This is a genomic window from Parabacteroides sp. AF39-10AC (assembly GCF_003635405.1).
GTDB classification, from domain to species: Bacteria; Bacteroidota; Bacteroidia; order Bacteroidales; family Tannerellaceae; genus Parabacteroides; species Parabacteroides distasonis.
Genome location: NZ_QTLP01000012.1, coordinates 111,299 through 132,493 on the forward strand (window position 1 = coordinate 111,299; position 21,195 = coordinate 132,493).

Annotated in this window: 17 protein-coding genes; 6 read left to right on the forward strand and 11 right to left on the reverse strand. The window is 46.9% G+C overall.

Annotated features, from left to right (window positions below; translation table 11 throughout):
* Positions 1–78 precede the first annotated feature (78 nt).
* Positions 79–246 carry a hypothetical protein gene (locus DW033_RS24380; protein WP_233554198.1) on the forward strand — a complete coding sequence of 56 codons (168 nt, stop codon included), beginning with the start codon at positions 79–81 and terminating at the stop codon, positions 244–246.
* Here the strand turns inward: DW033_RS24380 and DW033_RS12615 are convergent.
* A complete protein-coding gene (locus DW033_RS12615) occupies positions 243–2,393 on the reverse strand; it encodes an MAC/perforin domain-containing protein (protein WP_122382794.1) in 2,151 nt (716 codons plus the stop codon). The genes DW033_RS24380 and DW033_RS12615 overlap by 4 nt on opposite strands.
* Before the next feature lie 67 nt (positions 2,394–2,460).
* Complete coding sequence (locus tag DW033_RS12620) at positions 2,461–2,934, reverse strand: helix-turn-helix transcriptional regulator (protein WP_005866615.1); 474 nt, start codon at positions 2,932–2,934, stop codon at positions 2,461–2,463.
* 461 nt (positions 2,935–3,395) lie between these two features.
* On the opposite strand from DW033_RS12620, the gene DW033_RS12625 reads away from it, so the two are divergent.
* Entirely contained in the window at positions 3,396–4,910 is a 1,515-nt protein-coding gene (locus tag DW033_RS12625; protein WP_233554200.1) for a hypothetical protein, read from the forward strand.
* A gap of 105 nt (positions 4,911–5,015) precedes the next feature.
* On the opposite strand, the gene DW033_RS12630 is transcribed toward DW033_RS12625, so the two are convergent.
* The 8 genes from DW033_RS12630 to DW033_RS12665 form a co-directional block, all read right to left on the reverse strand.
* Positions 5,016–6,179, reverse strand: coding sequence for a 1-acyl-sn-glycerol-3-phosphate acyltransferase (locus DW033_RS12630; RefSeq protein ID WP_009018407.1), 1,164 nt, complete (start codon positions 6,177–6,179; stop codon positions 5,016–5,018).
* Between the two features lie 6 nt (positions 6,180–6,185).
* Positions 6,186–7,178 (reverse strand): D-alanine--D-alanine ligase, encoded by a 993-nt coding sequence (locus tag DW033_RS12635; RefSeq protein ID WP_122382796.1) that lies wholly within the window; start codon positions 7,176–7,178, stop codon positions 6,186–6,188.
* Positions 7,179–7,180: 2 nt separating this feature from the next.
* Positions 7,181–8,260: an RluA family pseudouridine synthase gene (locus DW033_RS12640; protein WP_122382797.1), complete on the reverse strand. Its 1,080-nt coding sequence runs from the start codon at positions 8,258–8,260 to the stop codon at positions 7,181–7,183.
* Between the two features lie 4 nt (positions 8,261–8,264).
* Positions 8,265–8,891: a PASTA domain-containing protein gene (locus DW033_RS12645; RefSeq protein ID WP_005861027.1), complete on the reverse strand. Its 627-nt coding sequence runs from the start codon at positions 8,889–8,891 to the stop codon at positions 8,265–8,267.
* Positions 8,892–9,041: 150 nt separating this feature from the next.
* Positions 9,042–9,194: a 50S ribosomal protein L34 gene (rpmH, locus tag DW033_RS12650; RefSeq protein WP_005633099.1), complete on the reverse strand. Its 153-nt coding sequence runs from the start codon at positions 9,192–9,194 to the stop codon at positions 9,042–9,044.
* 325 nt (positions 9,195–9,519) lie between these two features.
* A complete protein-coding gene (locus DW033_RS12655) occupies positions 9,520–11,586 on the reverse strand; it encodes a FimB/Mfa2 family fimbrial subunit (protein WP_147423678.1) in 2,067 nt (688 codons plus the stop codon).
* A gap of 32 nt (positions 11,587–11,618) precedes the next feature.
* Entirely contained in the window at positions 11,619–13,547 is a 1,929-nt protein-coding gene (locus tag DW033_RS12660) for a fimbrial protein (protein ID WP_122382799.1), read from the reverse strand.
* 20 nt (positions 13,548–13,567) lie between these two features.
* Entirely contained in the window at positions 13,568–14,788 is a 1,221-nt protein-coding gene (locus DW033_RS12665) for a hypothetical protein (RefSeq protein ID WP_147378375.1), read from the reverse strand.
* 524 nt (positions 14,789–15,312) lie between these two features.
* Between DW033_RS12665 and DW033_RS12670 the strand changes: the two genes are divergently transcribed.
* Complete coding sequence (locus DW033_RS12670; protein ID WP_044546112.1) at positions 15,313–16,245, forward strand: Rpn family recombination-promoting nuclease/putative transposase; 933 nt, start codon at positions 15,313–15,315, stop codon at positions 16,243–16,245.
* 21 nt (positions 16,246–16,266) lie between these two features.
* Here DW033_RS12670 and DW033_RS12675 read toward each other — a convergent pair whose 3' ends face one another.
* Complete coding sequence (locus tag DW033_RS12675) at positions 16,267–17,232, reverse strand: tetratricopeptide repeat protein (protein ID WP_122382800.1); 966 nt, start codon at positions 17,230–17,232, stop codon at positions 16,267–16,269.
* A gap of 333 nt (positions 17,233–17,565) precedes the next feature.
* Here DW033_RS12675 and DW033_RS12680 point away from each other — a divergent pair, with 333 nt between their 5' ends.
* The 3 genes from DW033_RS12680 to DW033_RS12690 are packed head-to-tail and all read left to right on the forward strand — an operon-like array spanning position 17,566 to position 21,041.
* Complete coding sequence (locus tag DW033_RS12680) at positions 17,566–17,862, forward strand: OadG family protein (RefSeq protein WP_008773957.1); 297 nt, start codon at positions 17,566–17,568, stop codon at positions 17,860–17,862.
* A gap of 18 nt (positions 17,863–17,880) precedes the next feature.
* The gene (locus DW033_RS12685; protein ID WP_005861011.1) at positions 17,881–19,806 is read left to right on the forward strand and encodes a biotin/lipoyl-containing protein; all 1,926 of its coding nucleotides are present in this window, start codon (positions 17,881–17,883) and stop codon (positions 19,804–19,806) included.
* Positions 19,806–21,041: a sodium ion-translocating decarboxylase subunit beta gene (locus DW033_RS12690; RefSeq protein ID WP_048927881.1), complete on the forward strand. Its 1,236-nt coding sequence runs from the start codon at positions 19,806–19,808 to the stop codon at positions 21,039–21,041. The genes DW033_RS12685 and DW033_RS12690 overlap by 1 nt, the downstream gene beginning before the upstream one ends.
* Positions 21,042–21,195: the final 154 nt, after the last annotated feature.

Genomic DNA, 21,195 nt, shown 5'->3' on the forward strand with positions numbered 1-21,195 from the left:
TCCTCTTGTCCACAGACGTAAGGTTTCCTACAAATGCAGGATAATCCCTTTGATAATCATATATTTTTCTATCAAACAATGCCTACGGGTGTCGAAATCTCTCCCGAGGCCCCGGAAAGGGCCGCTACGATCGTAGGGATCGCTCCGGAGGTCTCGGGAGGGACCGCTACGGCTGTCGGCATCGCTCCGGAGGCCTCGGGAGGGATGGCTACGGTCGTAGGGATCGTTTCCGAGGCATTTCGCTAGTCCGTCGCTTTCGTAAACCGGATCGGCCAGTCCAATGCCTTGGTGGTGTAGACCGGGAAGATCCATTGCTTATGGTTGGTCGCCTTGTTCCGGCCGAACCAGCTGTCGCCCTCGTTGAGGTCGTTCTCTTGGTCCACCCCGAAGCGGTACGGCGGGTTCTCGCTCTTCAATTTATACTCCTTGCTTCCCCAATAGGCCGGGAATTGCTCGTCGATGGAGTAAGGAAGCGTCATGTCGGTACCGGGCGAGGTGGCGATCACGTAGTATAGGTCATCGCTCTTCCCCTTGCGGGCGATGCCCACGCCGGTGACCGGTTCCTTATGGCTGTCGTCGGGCGAGAACTTCAAGCAAACGTAATGGTTATCGATCGCGTCCCACATCATTCCCGATTCGGCATCCTGCCCCCGCGGTTCGAAGCCGTGCTTGCGGGCGTCGTCCTCCTTCATGAAGCGCATGTGGTAGATGGGGCGGCACTCGTCCTTGAAGTCGAGGGCTACCCACCAGAGCTGGTCGGCGTTATCCCCCACGTCGAGGTACTCGTGGGCCGAGGTATCGAGCATCTTGCCGATCCGCGAGTCGTTCGGTCCCTTGGTATTCAGCACCAACGGACTGTAGATGCGTTCCTTGCCGTCCGGCCCGGTGAAGACACGTTGTCCGGCGGGATCCCCGTGATTGTCCTTCCCGGTACGCATCATGAAGTCGGCCAGGATCAGCTGCGGTTTCTTGGCCAGCTTCGAACGCGCCTCCACGTAGGAGTCCAGATATTTCTTCAGCGCATCTTGCCGCGCGTAGTTCTTCGTCAGGTAATACAGGGGGACCAGGAAGCAACGGGTGGTATCGCCCCTCGGGCCGTAGCTTACGAGGTGGAGGTTGCTGTTCTCGTCGGCGATGGACTTGTCCCAGCTCTCGAAGTCCACGGAGGCGTTGCCGCCGGTGATGATCATGATGCTCTCCTCGGACATATGCTCGTTCAGCTCCGACTTCGTATAGCCGCCCCCGGCGCCGATCTTGCCGCCGTGGGTACCCATCACGCGGTAGTAGGTCTGGAGCCAGTTCTCGTTCTCTCCCGCCGGCGACGACGACTTGGCGGAAAGCTCCGCCTCGGCGGCGAACACCGTCTCGTCGTAATAGAGGTTCTCCTTCCGGCTGTAGATATAGGTATAGCTCCCGCCGAAGACACCGCCCACCAGCACGTGGGTGCCGTAGGTGTCGTATAGATCGTAGATGCCCTTCTGCGTGTTGCCGTATCGCTTGTAGAGGTCGCTATTGGTTTCGTTCAGCAAGCGCGAGGCGGTCGTGGTGAGGAACGGCAGGAAGACGTCGGGATTGCTGGCGGAGGTATAGATGGCGGTGGCCATATGCAGCTCCACCATCGGCTTGACATGCACGTCCACGTGATACTCGAAGCGGTTGGACGAGGTCTGGTTATGCTGGAACCGCTGGTCGAAGGAGCCGGAGAAGAGTTTCGACCTCGTAGGCGTAGGAGCGCCTTGGTTCGTGAAGCCGAGGCTGCTCACCGAGATGCCGAGCTCCTGCCACATGTTGTCCACCATCTCCTCGTAGTCCACGCCGGAGCGTTCCCGTCCCCACGACTCGGCGTGGGGGGTCTTCACGAAAGCCTCCGTGCCGTACATCAGGTCGAAATCTAGGAAAGGCTCGCTAGGGGCGGCGAAGATATCGCCCGCCGTGTTCACCGTCTTGCCCACGTTGTGCATATAGCTCGGGGCGTTATCCGACGCTGAGCTTTCCAGCTTGGGTTGCGACACGAGGAAGAGCGTGTCCGTCGCCGCCTCCCCCGACTTGCTGGCGATCCCCCGCAGGGCAATCTTCTCGAGGAAAGGCTTACGCTCCACCTCCTTCTTGAGGTTGAGCACGAGGAAGCGGCTCTCGGCCCCCTGCCTCATCTCCCAATCGAAATACTTGCCGCTGAACTCGAAGTCGCGGATACGATCATCGTGCACCGGGATGGCGATCTCGCCCTCCCACGGATGGATGATGAACAGCCGGTTGCCGTCCGACTCGTCGGAGAGGTTGAACTCCGCCACACGCTGGGGGACGTACACTTCCGTGTCGTCGTCGGAACATCCCGTGAGGAAGGCCGACACCACCAGCGTCAAAATACCGAAAAATAAAGATTCTCTTCTCATACTGATTCTTCTTAGATAAAGGTGTATACTCTATATTATAATGTAGGGAGTTCGCCTCCCCATGACCCTATTCGATCGCCCGTACCCATTCGTCCATGCCCTTGGCGGCCTCCGGCGGCATCTTCTGTTTCAGCCGGTAGCGGGTGGTGTGCAAGCTTCCGATGGAGATAGACATCTTGTCGGCGATCTCCCGGTTGCTCAGGTTCATCTTGATCAGCATGCAAAGCGTTTCCTCCGCCGGCGTGATCCCCGGCACCCGCTCCCTAAGCGTCGGCAGGAAACCCGGATACGATGCCCGGAACGATCGGTGGAACGATCCGTTCCCTTTTCGCTCCGGATCGGCGGGAAGGCACGAGGCCAGCAGGTGCTCCTTCCGTATCGGGCACTCGGCGGCGTGACGCTCCAAGTGTTCCGACAGTACGTCGAACCGCTCGTCGATCCGCCGGCGCAGATGCTTCCATGCGAACACCCAGCAGCCCCCGCAGAGGAGGAGCGCCAGCATCCCGCACATCATCAAAATCCGTAAGTATGACCCTTCCATTACTACTTCGTTTTTGTTTCTCAAAGGAAACCATTCCTATCCTTATACGACGAATTCTTTTTTGAGCAATCCGCTCAACAAGTCCTCAACAACGGCCTTATCCGCACGAAATGCGATCATCAATTTAATTGACACGCCGCTCGGGGCACCGGTGGTACGGACAAGTCAAAGGTACGCCGCCGGGCCTTCGGACGGATAAAAAACCAATAGATGATTCAATCGATTTATACCCCGGGACACGCTATTTTCCATGAAAAACGGCGTATATTCGCGATAAACCATAAAATCCTACGCAGATGAGAGACATCACGCATTTCCTGCTAGCCACCCTCCTCTCGCTAGCCACCCTCGCTTGCCGGCACGACACGCCTCCCGCGGACGGCTTCCTCTCCCGGCAGCTTCCGCCCGATACCAAGGAGATACTCCGGCAGCTCAACGACCGCGACAACCGGGAGGAGGCCTTGCACCTCGCCGACAGCCTCGCCGCCCTTCCCCCCTCCGACGACCCGTGGCTAGAGATCCGTATCGCCCAAGCGGTAGCCAACACGCTCTATAAATTCCGCCGCGACCCTTCGGATGCGATCCGTGTGCAAGAAAGGGCAGTCGCCGTCTATCGCCTCCACCCCGATGCCGCCGACGATCCGGCCGACCTGCTCTCTACCCTCGGCCATTATTACCGCCGCAAGGGAATGCGGGAAAAAGAGGTGGAAGTCATACAGGAAGCCATGGACTGGTGCGTAGCCCACCCCGAGAAGCTCAACCGGGGTTTCGTCTACACCTTCGCCGACCTCTCCTCCACCTATAGCGACCTCGGATTGTACGACAAGGCTATGGAGGCCATCTCACGCTCCATCGACTACTCCCTCCAGTTGGATAGTTTTACCATCAGCGACCTCTACCGGATGAAAGCCGGGATATTCTGGGAGCTGGAACAGCACGACTCTACCTTATATTACGCACGGCAGGCCTTAAAGAGAGGGGAGGAGCTGAAAGAGAACGCCTATGTCCTCGCCGCCAAAAACATACTTTACAATTATTACTACGAATATGTGCCCGACTCTATCCCTGCCGCCCTCGAAGGGTACAAGGAATTAATAGAAGAGGAAGACGCGATCTCCGCGGGGTATCAAGATCTTTTCAAATTCATGCTGGGGGCCTGCCTCGTACGCAACGGAAAGCCGGAAAAAGGCTTCCCCCTGATGGAAGAGGCCTACGCTCTCTACAAGAAATATGAGGCGAACGATATGATGGATTGGACCGGACGGCATTTGCTCAACCTTTACGCCGAACAGAAGAAGGGAGACAAGATGGCCGAGATCTACCCGCAATACAAGGAGATACACGACTCGTTGCAACTGGCGGAGAAGCAGCGGTACGCCATTGGTGCCAACGTACGCTACGAGACCGGACGGAAGGAGCAGGAGAATCGGGCCTTATCCGCCGAAGTGGCCTTGAAGGAACGTTCGCTCGTTTATACGCGCGTCATCCTGATCCTAGCCATTTGCCTGCTGACCGGGATCATTGTCTACGCACTCCAACGTCGCCGGCTTCACCAACGTGAGCGGGAGATCCAGCGTCAACGACTGGATAATCTCCTCGCTACCCAACAAGAACTGAACCGCCGCAATGAGCGACTGAGCGCCGAGCTGGAGCAAGCCGCCCATAACGAGGTGATCGACAGCGTACGCCAGAAGCTCAACCCCTCCTTGCTGAGCGGCGAGGACGAGTTGCGGTTCCGCCAATCCTTCGCTGCCCTGTACCCTCGCTTCCTGCCCGGCTTGCGTAAGGACTTCCCGGAACTGACCAAATCCGACGAACTGCTCTGCATGCTGATCTACCTGAAGCAGAGCACGGACGAGATCTCGTTGGCCTTGGGCATCTCCCGTCCCAGCGTCAACTCCGGACGCAGCCGTATCCGCAAGAAACTTGGATTGCAGAAAGAGGAATCCTTGGACGAATTCCTGCAAAAAAGATAATCCCTCCTTTCCGGCGGCTGCCACCCGAAGGTGGCATGCTCGCCGGAAAGAGGGGATCAAGGGCGGATCAAGTACGAACCGCTACGCATAGCCGATAAAGGCCGCTTATAAAGTTGTCAGATAATTTTTCAGCGGATTGGAGTACATCTCTAAGATCTTCTTACGTAAGAACGCCTCATCCTTGTTCGGAAGGACGATCTTATCCAATTGTCCTTGCAAGTATTCCTCGAATTGCTTCTTATCCTTCGGACCATAATGTTCTTGGAAACGACGAGTGCCGTTCAGTAAGTCATACGCCACGTAATTGCACGGATAGAAACGATAGTTCTTATAGATCTCCCGGTCAATAACGGACGCAATAGCGCTTACCAGCTCATTCTTCTCCATATCCTTGTCCAGTTTAGCCAAGGAATCATTGATCGGGGAAGTGATCGTGAAGTGGACACGACCCTTATTATTCAGGATACCCGTTTCCATACTCAACAAATCATCCCGCTGACATTTCACGTAATCCGGATCATCCCGCTTCATCTGGAATTCTTTCGCCTTCAAGAAATCGCAAGGATCAAACTCGTAGGAGATAGCGACCGGTACGATATTCAAGTCCATCAAATTCAACAACAGATTATCCTTATCGCCGCCGATACTCAACATCTTCAATACGCTACCCTGCGTACGATCGTCCGAGTCCTTGGCACGTCCCTCACGCTGGGCGATCCATACAGACTCGTTCACATTCTTGATCGCATGATGGATATAGGCGGAAAGCGTCTTGCTGACCTCCAACATCTGACGAACAGAAACACCACGCTTCACAATAAAGCTATTGTTCAAGCGTACCAATGTCTCGATCCACGGACGGATTAAAAGATTGTCGCCGATAGCGACCTGCGTCATACCATACCCCACATCATATAACATGACATTCAAGAAGGAGGCATCCAATACGATATCCCTATGGTTCGAGATAAACGTACAGGCCGCCTTATCTTTCGGCAGACGGCTACGCCCTGAGATAGTAAGCGAGAAAGTAGTATTTTTCGCCACCGTCATTACAGCGTCATAGGCCAGAGTAGATTTAAACTCCTCCTTCGTCTTGCAAGCACGCATGGCAACTGAGAATTCCTCCCAATTCAAATTCGGCTTTATGTAACGTAAAGCCCGCTCGAAATCCTCATTGGCGACCAATTTTTCAATCGCGTCCTTCACCTCACTGTTGTTCAGCGGACGGATGTCGTCGAAATTAGGGGAAACTGTTTCTGTATCCATATCTATTCATTTTGTTTTTCTGTTTTTGAGTTCGTCTTCAATAATGTCTGTCATGACATCCTTTATATCCAATCCCGCCGCACGTACTTGCTGTGGGATAAAGCTGGTAGCCGTCATTCCCGGTGTCGTGTTTATTTCCAGTAAGACAGGCTCCCCGTCTGCCGGAATAATATAATCCACACGAATCAGTCCTTTGGCGCCCAATATATCGTAGATCCTTGATGTCTTGCGCTGTATCAACTCCGTCAACTCGGCGGAGATACGGGCCGGAGTGATCTCGTCCACCTGCCCGTTATACTTTGCGTCGAAATCGAAGAATTCGTTATCCGTAACCACTTCGGTCAAAGGAAAGACAACCTCTTTACCCTCCACCTTATAGCAACCGCATGTCACTTCCGTTCCATCGATAAAGCTCTCAAGAATCACCTCACGTCCTTCCCCAAACGCCTTAGCGATAGCGGGCTGGATAGCGGAGACCTCTTTCACCTTCGTCACGCCAAAACTACTACCCCCATCGTTTGGTTTCACGAAAATAGGCAAACCCAAACGAGTCACGACTTCTTCGTCCGTAATAGTCTCTCCCTTGAATAAATGAATGGATGCGGCAATTTTTACACCAAAGTCTTTCAAGTAATGATTGCATACGTATTTATTGAATGTCAAAGCGCTCACCAGCATCCCGCAAGACGAGTAAGGCATACCGATCATATCGAAATATCCTTGCAGACGTCCGTCCTCGCCCGGAGTACCGTGTATCGTTATATAAGCGAAGTCAAAATGCCTCGCCACGCCATTCTCCTTGAAGCTAAAATCATTCTTATCAATTGGTGTATGTTCCCCGCTAGGAAGTATAACCGCCCACTCATCCCTCTTAACGATGGCAATATATAAATTATATTTGTCTTTATCAATAAAAGAGTAGATTCCGTCCGCACTTTTTAATGAAATAACGATCTCGGAGGAATCTCCCCCTGCTACGATAGCGATGTTCTTTTTCATTTTTATAATTCTTTAGTGTTCGCGTATACACGCCATCTGTCGATCAGCTGCTGCATATCGGAAGGAATCTCGGAATCGAAAAACATCTCCTCTCCCGTAGTAGGATGAACGAACCCCAACGTCTTAGCATGCAAGGCCTGACGTGGACAAATAGCGAAACAGTTTTGCACGAACTGTTTATATTTAGTAAAAGTTGTTCCTTTCAGGATCTCATGTCCGCCATACCGCTCATCGTTGAAAAGCGTATGACCGATATATTTCATATGTACACGGATCTGGTGCGTGCGCCCCGTCTCCAGACGGCACTCCACCAAGCTCACGTAGCCCAAGCGTTCCAATACGGTATAATGGGTGACGGCGGTCTTGCCCTGATCGCCTTCCGGGAAGACGGTCATTTGCATACGGTCACGAGGGTCACGGCCGATATTTCCCTCGATACGCCCCTCATCCTCTTGAACGATGCCCCATACCAAGGCACGGTATTTACGTTTGGTTGTCTTGTTGAAGAACTGCAGGCTTAGGTTACTCTTGGCCTCCGGGCGTTTAGCCACCACCAATAAGCCCGACGTATCCTTATCGATACGGTGTACCAAGCCTAAACGAGGATCGGAAGGATCATAATAGGGATCATCCTTCAAATAATAAGCCAAGGCATTCACCAACGTACCGGTATAATTACCGTGACCGGGATGTACGACCAAGCCTGCCGGCTTATTCACCACCAGCAAATCATCGTCCTCATATACTATATTCAAAGGGATATCTTCGGGGATAATCTCCAGTTCCCGGCGTGGGCGATCCATCACGACAGAAACCACATCCAAAGGTTTCACCCGGTAATTACTTTTCACCGGCTTATCGTTCACCAAGATACAACCCGCCTCAGCCGCCAATTGGATGCGGTTACGGGTAGCGCCCATCATACGGTCTACCAAGAACTTATCCACCCGGAGCAGGGATTGCCCCTTGTCCGCTACGAAACGGAAATGCTCATACATCTGGCTCGACGATGTTTCGTCTTCTTCCGGCATCAACAGGTCGTCTACCTGTTCATCATCCATATCGTCCAAAAACTCGTCCATTCCCTTAAAACCAGTTTTCTATATCACTATCCAATGGTTCTACCGGAATACTATCCAAAGCCAATGAGTCGGGAAGCATATTCGGATCGCCACTGCTTACTTTCAATACCAGATGAGCGGTCAACGGTACATGTTCCCCTTTGAGCAAGGTACGCCCGTTTAACTCCACCCCCATCGCCAAATCTTTATAATCGCCCGGCACATACTCTATCTCGACCGACGAGAAGCCACGGGCCCGCAGCAAGGCATACGCCTGACGGAAAGATAAGTCTTCCACCTCCGGTATCACGGCCATCTGGGAGGTCAACGCGTTAATCGTAACAAAGACGATCCGCCCCTCTTTCACCTTCGATCCGACACCGGGAACCAACTCCACGATGGAGCCCGGAGCCACATCTTTCGAGAATACGGAATCGATCACGTTATAGCGTAGCTTATTATTCCCGAAAAACTCGGCGGCGTCCTCTAGCTTCATTCCTTTCACGTCCGGAACGACCACCGCTTGATTATGGCGGGTATAAGAATCCAGCCACGCCAGCACGCCATAAACAACGCCGCACGACACGACTATCACCAACAAGAGATTGATGACAAACGGATTCTTTATCAGTTTTACAAAAAAGTTACTCATTTCACGTATGTATTTGTAGGCGGTTCAAAAGTAGAAAAAAAACGGCATATAGACCAATATCCACCAGAGCAATACTACAAAAACAAAGAAAGTAAAGGCTTTTTAGGAAAAAACCTCTACTTTCTTTATAAATCTTTAGAACGTGACTAATTATCCGTTGTATTCGTCAGATACCGTTAATTTAGCTCTGCCTTTAGCACGACGAGAAGCTAATACTCTACGGCCATTAGCGGTAGCCATTCTTGAACGGAAGCCATGCTTGTTCTTTCTTTTTCTGTTGGAAGGTTGGAATGTTCTTTTCATCTTTCTATATTATTTATTATTATTCGCATACTTATTCGGGCTGCAAAGATAGAGCCTTTTTTTTAATAAACAAAGGGTTGTGCAATTTTTTACACAAGAACCTTTGATATCAGACCAAAGCAAGTTAACTGCATGGGGCAAGTAAGTTAAAATGAAGAAAGCGATGCCGCCCATCTCCTTACGGAATGAATGGCATCGATAAAGCACGAATGCTATATGAGGTAAAGGGCCGGGGAGGAGGTGCAGCCTACGTGTAAAACAAATTCAATCCATTGTGTGCTGCACGCTCCCCGCATCCGTCATTCACATGATGGATGGGAACCCATTATCTTGCCAATCGAATATCAGAACCTTCGGCTAAATCTTCTATGGAAGGATTAGCTCTATAGGTATTTCCGTTTTTATTATATGTAATATTAACTGTCATACCCTTGCTGGGATTACCGTAATACGTATAAGTATACTTTCCATTGCTACAAGACATGCTACCATTCAAACAACTTACAGTAGGAGGATATCCCTCACTCTCCCAGCTCCACCCCCAATAATATCCATATTCTATAGAACCAGTCATTGCCGGTAATAAATTGATATTCGGATTCTTCTTGTAATCACTTACAGACATCGAGACCGTATAATCTTTACTATTTTTATAAGAGAACGTTATTGTCGCATTATCGTCAACTTTCTCCAAAATAGAGCTTGCCATAGAATAACTACCCTCATCATCCATGATTGATATATTTCCAGATTTTCCTCCATCGATAGCGTATGAAATCTGCGAATTCTTACCTACAGAGCCCCAGTTCCACCCCCAATTATTACGATAATATGATGCAGATCCATTTATCGGGAAATCCTTCGTGCTCTTTACATTTATATTAGCTGTCTGAAAATTCTCATTTTCTATAGTTACAATTCCATTACTATTATCGACACTCGTTTTAAACGACACGGTTTGAGGACCAGAAGACACGGCTTCATAGATATAATAATACGTATTATCCTCATATACGATCAACATATTCTGATCATCACCCACGGGATAAAGTTTCGTAGCATGAATCTTACACTCTACCGGGAAACTCGGATAGTCTGAAGGAATAGTGAATGACAAGTCGATTTTCTGATCTTTGCCCGCATAATAGATTAGGGGCGTATATGGATTAAATGTATACATCTCAGAAGCAATGACAGTTATCTCCCGGGACAAAACACCTTTGCTCACTCGAATCTTCGCCGTTTGACTTCCCTTTTCCACATGAGCGACCTTCGCAGTTATTAACCCGTTCGTTATATTCAAGTTCGATAAGATATTTCCCTGATCTTCCAATATGGAAACGTTCATGTCCGTATTATTTGCCGTAGACAATCCATTGGGATAGTAATTGGCTTGTACACTTAAATTTGAAGATGATGTAAATAGATGAATCAGTTTATCCACTACCAAACGATTTCCATTCGCGTCTGAAATAATTGGGGATTCTTTCAATATCTCCGCATACAAGTCATTAGAAGGAGCGCTCTTCTTCGCATCCTCCAATGATTCGGCACCACTATTGCTTCCGCCTGTAAATCCTTTGATTATAATACTATAGTTGAAATTTCGTTCAATCTTATAAGCTTTCTTCTCTGAATTTAATAGATGTATTTTGTAATATCTGCCATTAGAGCCATTTTGAATGATCACATAGGTAGTATTATCACTTGTGTTAGGGGATTCGAACAGATATTTTTCATTCGTATCAAAGTCTGAACCTTCCGAATATTTCATAGAAACCGGCAAAGTCAAAACCTCATTATCATTACGGTCAAAAGTGTTATCACCGTTCTCATTATAGGGTGCCACCGTTCCTTTTGATGCATAGTGATACACACCATATCCTCCTATAGTGAAGCCCTGCACGCCTGCATCGACACCTACCGTTACCTTTGCGTAATTACGCAACAAACTTACACTGACCGTTTGGTTAAAATCAGAAACTTCTGCCCTTCCCCAAAAAGCAAGCTCACCTGTTACCAAAGGGGCTATAACCTCTCCTTCGTTTTTTCCTTTATTTGCTTCTTCGTTAAATCCACTCCAATTATAATTACAAATAAAGTGAATATACTTAGTCGCTTTTGGAACCCTAGCAGTTCCACTTGTCAAATCCGCAGAGACATCTACCTTTCCAAGGAAAACGTTCTCCTCATCAAAAGTCATTAAAGATAAACTACTCACGCCATCTGCCGCTGTTTTTGTTTTCACAGAATAATCCGGTACAGTCAATGAGAAATTGACTACAGCAAAATCACCGCTATCTTTATTCTCTATTGATTGCTCCAATATATCCTCTTGACAAGAGAATAATGCCAGAAACATTACTGAGAATATGTATATTAAATTTTTCATTTTCCTTATGTTTTTATATTCTATAAAAATCTTTACATCTCACCATCCTTGACATCTCTAACACAACGTACCGTAGCAGCCTTTGAGGTAGACGATTGGTTATTAGTAGTTGCATCCATCATTTGGACTGCTTCTGATCTTCTGGAACTCCAATAAAATCTTCCAGTTAAAATCATATCGAAACCAGAGCCTTGTACATTCTGCAAATAATCAATCATATAGAGCTCAGCAAGAGTTGGAAGCCGCCAGTCATTATGAGTAACATATGAAGTACCAGATTTCTCTCTCTCCGAATAACCACGACAATGTTCGACAGCGTCAGTATAAGACATTTTCGAAGTAGTACCGGCATGAGATGCCAACATAAATCGAGGAGACATTAAACGATTATTGTCATCACTATCCACAGTATTCCCTTCTCCTGAGATTGCAGGATAGCCTATCACAACTGTCTGCTTTAGATAGTTCACGTATTGTTGACTCAATTTGTTAAAATCAGCTTTATCTGTTTCACTTCCATTTTTTATAATTGTACTAGATATATCACTCAAATTAGCTACTAAAACATTTACTATGTACATAGACTTATTATTCAAACTACCAGAAACAGATTCTTTAGTAGTACGGGCAGATAAGAACAATGGTGGATACTGTATTATTCTCACTTTCTCCGATAGCCCATTATTATTTCTGACCACAAACTCTATGACACGAGGTAAAAAATTCACAGGTATTGGACTAATAACTTTTATATTACCTTTTATTCCATCACCTATATCTTGAATACTTATGCCCTGTATATTTACAACTGGTTCCTGCTGATTATTTTTCAGGATATAAACTTTTATTTCATCTGAAGAAATGCTAATAGCCGAAGATGATTGGTAAAATATACTATTATCATCAGTAATCTTATTCGGCATCGTAATCTTCAACGGCGTAACTAACAAATAATTTCCTTTCTCCACATTCACATCCGTCGTTCTTGGTACCCAATCTACTATACTATAAGCCCATTTCATATTGCGCTCTTTCAAATCAAATGTTCCTGCTAACTTATATAAGTTTCCATGAACCAGACCGGTAGTTTCACACACTCCAGCCTTTCGCACCGGATTCAACTCATACTTAAAAGTCCGAGCCATCCCCTCATCCATAGCGCTTTCCTTTAACACGCCTGTTATCTCGATTACAATAGGAGAACCTTCAGTAGCTTTCTCATAAGTATAAAAAGAGAAGCTGCTGATACAGCCTTCCTCCGTTTTATCCCATGAGCTAGTCATTGATTTATTCTTTTTACTATTCGTACAAACGGTGCCTCCCGCAGGTAAAACCACGTCTGACTCCGGGTTGATCCCTGTTATTTTAAATGAGGAAACATCGAAAGAAGCTTCTTCTCCAGCAGAAAATTTCCACGAAACATCAATGCGTGCAACCAACTGATCCACTTTGATATCAAATTTATTGATTTGACCTTTATTTAGAGTTTCAGACTGTTCCGCGATTTTTATCAATTCAGAGGATTTGAAACTTCCTGCTTGCTCTACCGCCAAATCCTTGAATTGCTGATATGTCGTATAAGCCTTACAAGCTTCCCATTGAACACTCGGCAAATTAACGAGTGTCAATATCGGCTGTTTTTCCCCGTAACATTTAGCCACGACTTCTACCTCAAACGATTCCTTCGCATCCGGCTCACCATAGCTTAAACCAACCACATTCGCTTTTTCCGGATCAAAAACCGCTATCACATAGTTATTGATTTTCTTTTCGGCATCATCCTGTGGAAATTCATAGTTCGCAGCAGCCTTTGTCTCCACACTATTTATGGACAAAGTAGCCGATATCGTAGCCTCCTCTCCTCCACTTATAACAGGTCCGTCAACCAATGTCTCCTCTGAGCAAGAAGAGAATAGCCATGTCGTGGCAGCTATCGTAAATAGTATATTCTTTAATCTCATAACTTATTAATTTTACCCGTTTATTTTATTACTTCTTCCCAAGTTCCTGTTACCGTATTCGATATAAAGTCGTTTACCGTGCAGGTTCCTTCTGCCGTGCCATTCGTAATGGTCACATACAGTTTATATATATTCCCCGGCTGTACGCAGGCTGCGCCGTCCGTCTTTATCTTAAATGTACTTGTAGATTCCACTCCATTCACCGTATATACGACTTTCAATGCCGTTTGTTTATTCACGTCATTGCTTTCATTCGCATATGTATAAAAACGAATATCGCTAATATTCTCATACGTTGGTTTTGGGGATACACTCGAATCATTATAATCCGGATGAAAAGGATTATCATCACCTACAGAAAGCGGACCTACAGGAGAAGATCTCAGAATCACATTAGGATCAGCCTTTTTAACATATGTGCTAGTAACGGCGTTTAATAATGAAACGCTTACAACGTTAGCATCGGGTACCGTCTCTTCCTTGAAAACAGGTTCCCCTTTCGAATCTGTTCCAGTTTGTACCTTCTTATTTACCTTAAACTCCTCCAACTGAATAGCCGACGTAAGTTGATATACCGGTATTTCAACCTTGGTACAATTCTCTCCCTCAACACATTCATCCAATACCTTCTCCCGCACTTTATAATCAGATATAGTTGCTGAACCGAACTTCACGAAGATATTAGGATCTGTCTTAGTAATTCTTCGTCCCAATATATCACCGTAAGTCTTGCAGTTTGCCACAAATCCATCCAGATCTTTTTTTGCATCGGCCGATAATATATTAGCGACCGCCACAAACGTCACTTTAGGTTTATCTGTCGCATCCGCGTTTCTTACAGGAATCTTAATAATCATATGGTTTCCCAACGCATAAATATTAGGATTATCTTTCGTAGGTGCAGAGCCTATCGCATCACCTCCTTGATAGGTATTATAGAAAGCAGAGGCTATTATTTCACTTCCGTTTGTTAACGCATCTTCACCCCCTAAGAATGCCGCTATATAACAGCTATTGATAACTCCTTCTGTTGTTTTATTATTATCCGGAGCTTCTGTACCTACTGATTTAGTTTGTAGAGTGCCACCTGTTAAAGCCAAGTCGAATTCCGCATATATATCCATCCTCGATTCTTCCTCTGTAACAACTTTGCCTACCTCATCCAGCACCTCATCCCCCATCGAGCAAGAGATCGCTAGTAGCATCAAGCAAATACTTGAGATTATTATCCTTATTTTCATACCCCTATATTTTATTCGTTTAACTTATTCCTTATTGTCTAGAATATAAGGATCGTTTTAGTTCCGATAGGACTATATAACCTATCCTAATATTAAATCCTTATATTATAGTCTCTTATGCAAATCAATCCACTTTGGAGAAGAACTTATGAAAATTATCTTTACCTATTCTCAACAAGGTAAAGAGTTGATTCAGTCTTGTATGTCTTCTTTACTCAAGCCTGCCTAGACCTTCGTCCTATCGGAACGAAGTTCCCAAGGACAGGCTAGCGGATTTTTTTACACTGACAAAATTAAATGGATACATTAATGAATGGAATAGGCGGAACTTTCAACTTTAAGGGGTAAAACTAGCAATTTAAGGTTTGTTGAAATAAACGATAGAGAATCCTATCATTTCGATAGAGATACCCATGCTGCCAGAGAAACATTATAGGTCATGGTTGCTTTTTTATGAATAGGAACAAAGATAATCGTTTAATTCATTATCTTTGTGGAAGTATAAACAAATAAACAAGATAACTATGAAAAATAAATCATCGTTAGTACGTTTCGATTGGGCGATCAAACGTTTACTTCGCCAAAAGTCCAATTTTGTAGTCCTCGAAGGTCTTTTATCCACCCTTCTCGGGGAAAACGTGATTATTGTCCGCATCCTAGAAAGCGAAGGTAACAAAGAGGATAGCGAGGACAAGTTCAACCGCGTAGACGTATTGGCAGAAAACAGTAAAGGCGAGCTGGTAATCATCGAGGTACAAAACAACCGGGAGCTAGATTATTTTCACCGTATGCTATATGGCACATCCAAGGCAGTCACCGAGTATATTCATGAGGGAGAGAAATACGGTACTATCAAGAAAATCTACTCCGTAAACATTATCTATTTCGATCTTGGGCAGGGAAAAGATTACGTATATCACGGGAAGACCCAATTCAAAGGTATTCATTTTGACGATATATTGAAACTATCCACCCGCCAACGGGAACAATTCGTCAAACAAGAAGCCGGCGATATTTTTCCTGAATATTACGTATTACGTGTCAACGAGTTTGACGAACTGGCGAAAACACCCCTCGACGAATGGATCTATTTCCTAAAAACAGGAGAAATAGATGAACATGCCACCGCCAAAGGATTGCCGGAAGCACGGGAGAAGTTACGGATCGATAAACTCAGCCCTTCCGAGAAGGGCCAATACTACGCCCACATGGAAGCCCTTCGATATCAAAGGAGCGTCATCGAGACCGGATGGATAGAAGGGCATGCGGATGGACGAGCGGAAGGCAGAGCAGAAGGCATCGCGGAGGGTAAAGCGGAAGGTAGAGCGGAGGGTATCGCGGAAGGACAGAACCTAGAGAAACGTCAAATTGCCGCCAACTTGAAAAAGCAAGGGCTTCCCATCGAGATCATAGCGAATTGCACAGGGCTCTCTCCCGAAGAGATAGCGGACTGTTAGCGCAAACTTAAAAAGGGGGAATCAAAAGATTCCCCCTTTATACATATCATCGAAATTCGAATGCTGTCCGTTCATCTTCTGGGCCTCCTCGCTTTCTGGATTCAGTTCCAAAGATTTCTTCAAGTCCTCGAACGCACCGGTCTTATCACCTTTCAGATTCTTGGCTCGCCCACGCTCACTATAAGCCTTGGCAAAAGACGGATTCGTCTCGATCGCCTCGTCGAAGAAAGCGATCGCCTCGTCATATTTCTTTTGCTCGATCAGTAACTGACCAGATAAGATACAAGCGTCCTCATTAAACGGATTTAGATCTAGGACCTGCTGGAAATCAGAATTCGCGGCCTCGATATCCCCTAAAGCCATATGAATACGTCCTCTCAATAAATAAGAACTTTCCTCCTCCGGCACGATCTCGATCGCTTTCTCCACATCGGGCAGCGCCTCTTTAGCTTGTCCCAGTCCTAAAAGAATCTCCGCACGCAATAAATAAGAATCGGCGAAATCCTCCTTCAAGGAGATCGATCTCGTCAGGTCGGCGATAGCGCCAAATACGTCATTCGTCGCTTTCTTCGCTTTTGCCATCATGAAATAAGCGACATGATTAGAAGGCTCTAGCTCGATCACGTGCAAACAATCGGTTATGACCTCCGCATCCTTATCCAACATAAACAATAAGTTAACGCGAGTCAAGCGGGTAGCGATATGATCCGGCTCCATCTCAACCATCCGGTTCAACACATCCTCGGCTTTCCCTAGATCGTTCGCCATCGTATAAGCGGAAACGAGATAGCTCATCGTCTCAAAATCCTCCTGTATATTCAGTGCCTCCGTAAAGCATTTGATCGCATAAACAAGTTTTCCCATCTTCTGGGCACGTACGCCGTCGTATTTCAAGATATCAAAGTTCTTCTGCTCGTTCTTCGCCTTATCCTCCGTCGCCTCGGCCGGTTTGGAAGAAGAGAATAAAGATGTAAAGAAATTTCCCATGGTCTTATTCCTTAATTATTATAGTTCTACATTATTAGAATTCCACCGCAAAGTTACGGTAATATATTTGAATTTTCAGCCGTACAAGCGCCGGAAAAAACACGTACGTGTTTTTGGAAAAAGTCGTACATGTTTTTTGGAAAACACGTACATGTTTTTTCAAGCTGACAATCATTCACCGAAAAGGCCGTTTCGCTTATTTATTTTCATTTTTTTAATTAAAATGTAACAGATCGTTTTCCAGTATTTTATAATTTTGCGATTGTTTTTAATTTGGCTGAAAGTTGCTCAATCCTTTGTAGAAACCTTTTAAGCTAGCCACAAATATAGAATATGGAGAATATAGAGACAGGACTTTTGTTAATGGTAGTTGGAATGACCACCGTATTTGCTATCCTTTTGATCGTTATCAATCTGGGAAAAGGACTTATCGTCTTGGTGAATAAATACGCACCGGAAGAGATCATAGCGAAGAAACCAGTAGCGGCAGCCGTTCGGGTACAAACGGCCACTCCAACGCAAACCACCGCAATCGGCAGTCTTTCCGGACAGGAGACAGCCGCCATCGTATCGGCAATCAGCGCCGTGACCCGTGGACAGGGGAAAGTTATCAAAATTGAGAAAGTATAAATAATACATATTAATATCATGAAAAGAGAAATCAAATTCAGTTTGGTCTTCAGAGACATGTGGCAATCTGCCGGAAAGTATGTCCCGACCGTAGACCAACTAACCAGAGTCGCTCCGGCAATTATCGAGATGGGCTGTTTCGCCCGGGTGGAAACGAATGGCGGAGGATTTGAACAAGTCAACTTATTATTCGGAGAGAATCCTAATAAAGCGGTCCGTGAATGGACAAAACCTTTCCATGCGGCAGGTATCCAGACGCATATGTTGGACCGCGCGTTGAACGGCCTTCGCATGAGCCCGGTACCCGACGATGTACGTCAGCTATTTTATAAGGTAAAGAAAGCGCAGGGAACGGATATCGCCCGCACGTTCTGCGGTTTGAACGACGTACGGAATATCGCCCCATCTATTAAATACGCGAAAGAGGCCGGTATGATCTCACAATGCTCCTTGTGTATCACGCATTCTCCGGTACATACGGTTGAGTATTATACCAAGATGGCATTCGAGTTGATCGAGCTCGGAGCAGATGAGATTTGTATCAAGGATATGGCCGGTATCGGACGTCCGTACACATTAGGCCGTATCGTAGCCAATATCAAGGAAAAATATCCAGAGATCCCGATCCAATATCATAGCCATGCCGGTCCCGGCTTTAACGTAGCTTCCATCATGGAGGTTTGTAACGCGGGTTGCGACTATATCGACGTAGGTATGGAGCCGCTTTCTTGGGGTACAGGACATGCGGACTTGCTGACCGTACAGGCGATGTTGAAGGACGCCGGTTATAAGGTGCCCGAGATCAATATGGAGGCTTATATGAAGGTTCGTGCCTTGGTTCAAGAATTCATGGATGATTTCTTGGGATTGTATATCAGCCCGAAGAACCGGTTGATGAATTCCTTGCTAATCGGACCGGGACTTCCGGGCGGTATGATGGGTAGCTTGATGGCAGACCTTGAGAAGAACCTAGAGACGATCAACAAGAGCAATATAAAGAACAACAAACCGCTGATGTCTCAAGACCAGTTATTGATCAAGTTGTTCGACGAGGTAGCTTACGTATGGCCACGTGTCGGTTATCCTCCATTGGTAACTCCATTCAGCCAATACGTGAAGAACCTAGCTTTGATGAACGTCATGCAGATGGAGAAGGGGAAAGCCCGCTGGAGCATGATCGCCGACGATATTTGGGATATGATCCTCGGAAAGGCCGGACGTCTTCCGGGCCCGTTGGCTCCCGAGATCGTCGAGAAGGCGAAGGCCGAAGGCCGCCAGTTCTTCGAGGGCAATCCTCAAGACAATTATCCGGACGCGTTGGATAAGTATCGCAAGTTGATGAACGAGAAGCAATGGGAAGTTGGCGAGGATGAGGAAGAACTCTTCGAATACGCCATGCACCCCGCTCAATACGAGGCATATCGCTCCGGAAAGGCCAAGGTCGAGTTTAAGGCAGACGTGGCAAAACGTAAGGCAGAGAAAGCGAACGCCGGTAAACCGACGGTACCCGCCACTCCAGCCGCACCGGCTCCGGCACCTGCCGCTGCATTAACGATGCCGACTACTCCGCAAGTCATGACCGTAGATGTAAACGGGCAAGCTTACCGTGTGACCGTCGCTTTTGGTGATACCAACAGCGCGACTCCGGAAGTTAAACCGACAGCGGCTCCCGCCCCGACAGCCCCGGAGACAACAAATGCTCCCGCAGGCGCTGGAAAAGAGGTGCTTTCTCCGCTGGAAGGTAAATTCTTCCTTATAAAGAACGCTTCCGATACACCGGTGAAGGTAGGCGACGTAGTGAAAGAAGGTGATGTCCTTTGCTACGTGGAGGCCATGAAAACATACAATGCCGTACGTGCCGAGTTCGGGGGAACGATCACGGCGATCTGCCTGTCTTCCGGTGATGCCGTATCTGAGGATGATGTATTAATGACGATTCAATAATGAACGAGATATTTCAAAACTTATATGAGATGACTGCGTTCAGCAATATCATTGCTGAACCGCAGTTCTTGATCATGTATGCCATAGCGTTCGTATTGCTCTACCTCGGTATCAAGAAACAATACGAGCCGCTATTGCTCGTGCCTATCGCGTTCGGCGTATTGCTCGCCAATTTCCCCGGAGGCGATATGGGAGTGATTCAAGCGGATGAGAATGGGTTGATTAATGTACACGGCGTGATGAGAAACATCTGGGAAATGCCGCTGCATGATATCGCACACGAGCTTGGCTTGATGAACTTCATCTATTATATGTTGATCAAGACGGGCTTCTTGCCGCCGATTATCTTCATGGGTGTCGGTGCGTTGACCGACTTCGGCCCAATGCTCCGCAACCTTCGCCTATCCATTTTCGGCGCCGCGGCCCAATTGGGAATCTTCACGGTACTTTTGGTAGCGATCTTAATGGGATTCACACCGAAAGAAGCCGGATCTCTTGGAATCATCGGAGGTGCCGATGGCCCGACGGCTATCTTCACGACCATTAAGTTGGCGCCTCATTTATTAGGCCCGATCGCTATCGCGGCTTATTCTTACATGGCTTTAGTTCCAGTTATCATTCCTTTGGTAGTTAAACTATTGTGTACGAAGGATGAGTTACGGATCAACATGAAAGAGCAAGAGAAGAAATTTCCTTCCGACACGGAGATCAAGAACTTGCGTGTATTGAAGATCATATTCCCGATCGTGGTAACTACCGTAGTCGCCTTGTTTGTTCCCAGCTCCGTTCCTTTGATCGGTATGTTGATGTTCGGTAATCTTGTAAAAGAGATCGGAACCAATACGTTCCGTCTGTTCGATGCCGCTTCCAACAGCATCATGAACGCTGCAACGATCTTCCTTGGATTATCTGTCGGAGCTACCATGACATCAGAGGCGTTCTTGAACCTGACAACAATCGGTATCGTAATCGGCGGTTTCTTGGCATTCGCCTTGTCTATCGCCGGAGGTATCTTCTTCGTTAAGATTTTCAATTTGTTCACCAAGAAGAAAATCAATCCGCTTATCGGAGCCACGGGTTTAAGTGCTGTACCCATGGCCTCTCGTGTGGCGAATGAGATCGCGTTGCAATATGATCCGAAGAACCATGTCTTGCAATATTGCATGGCTAGTAATATCTCGGGGGTGATCGGCTCAGCGGTAGCTGCCGGCGTGTTGATTTCCTTCTTGGGATAAATAAGATTAAATAGTATGAGTAGATGGTGGGAGACGGGGCATGCCCCGTCTCTACAACCGGAATCAGGAGAAATCGGCCAACCTTAACATCTATTAGTATCCAAAATGACTTTTTAGATAAATAATTTCCCCGAAATGCTGTAATCCAAAAATA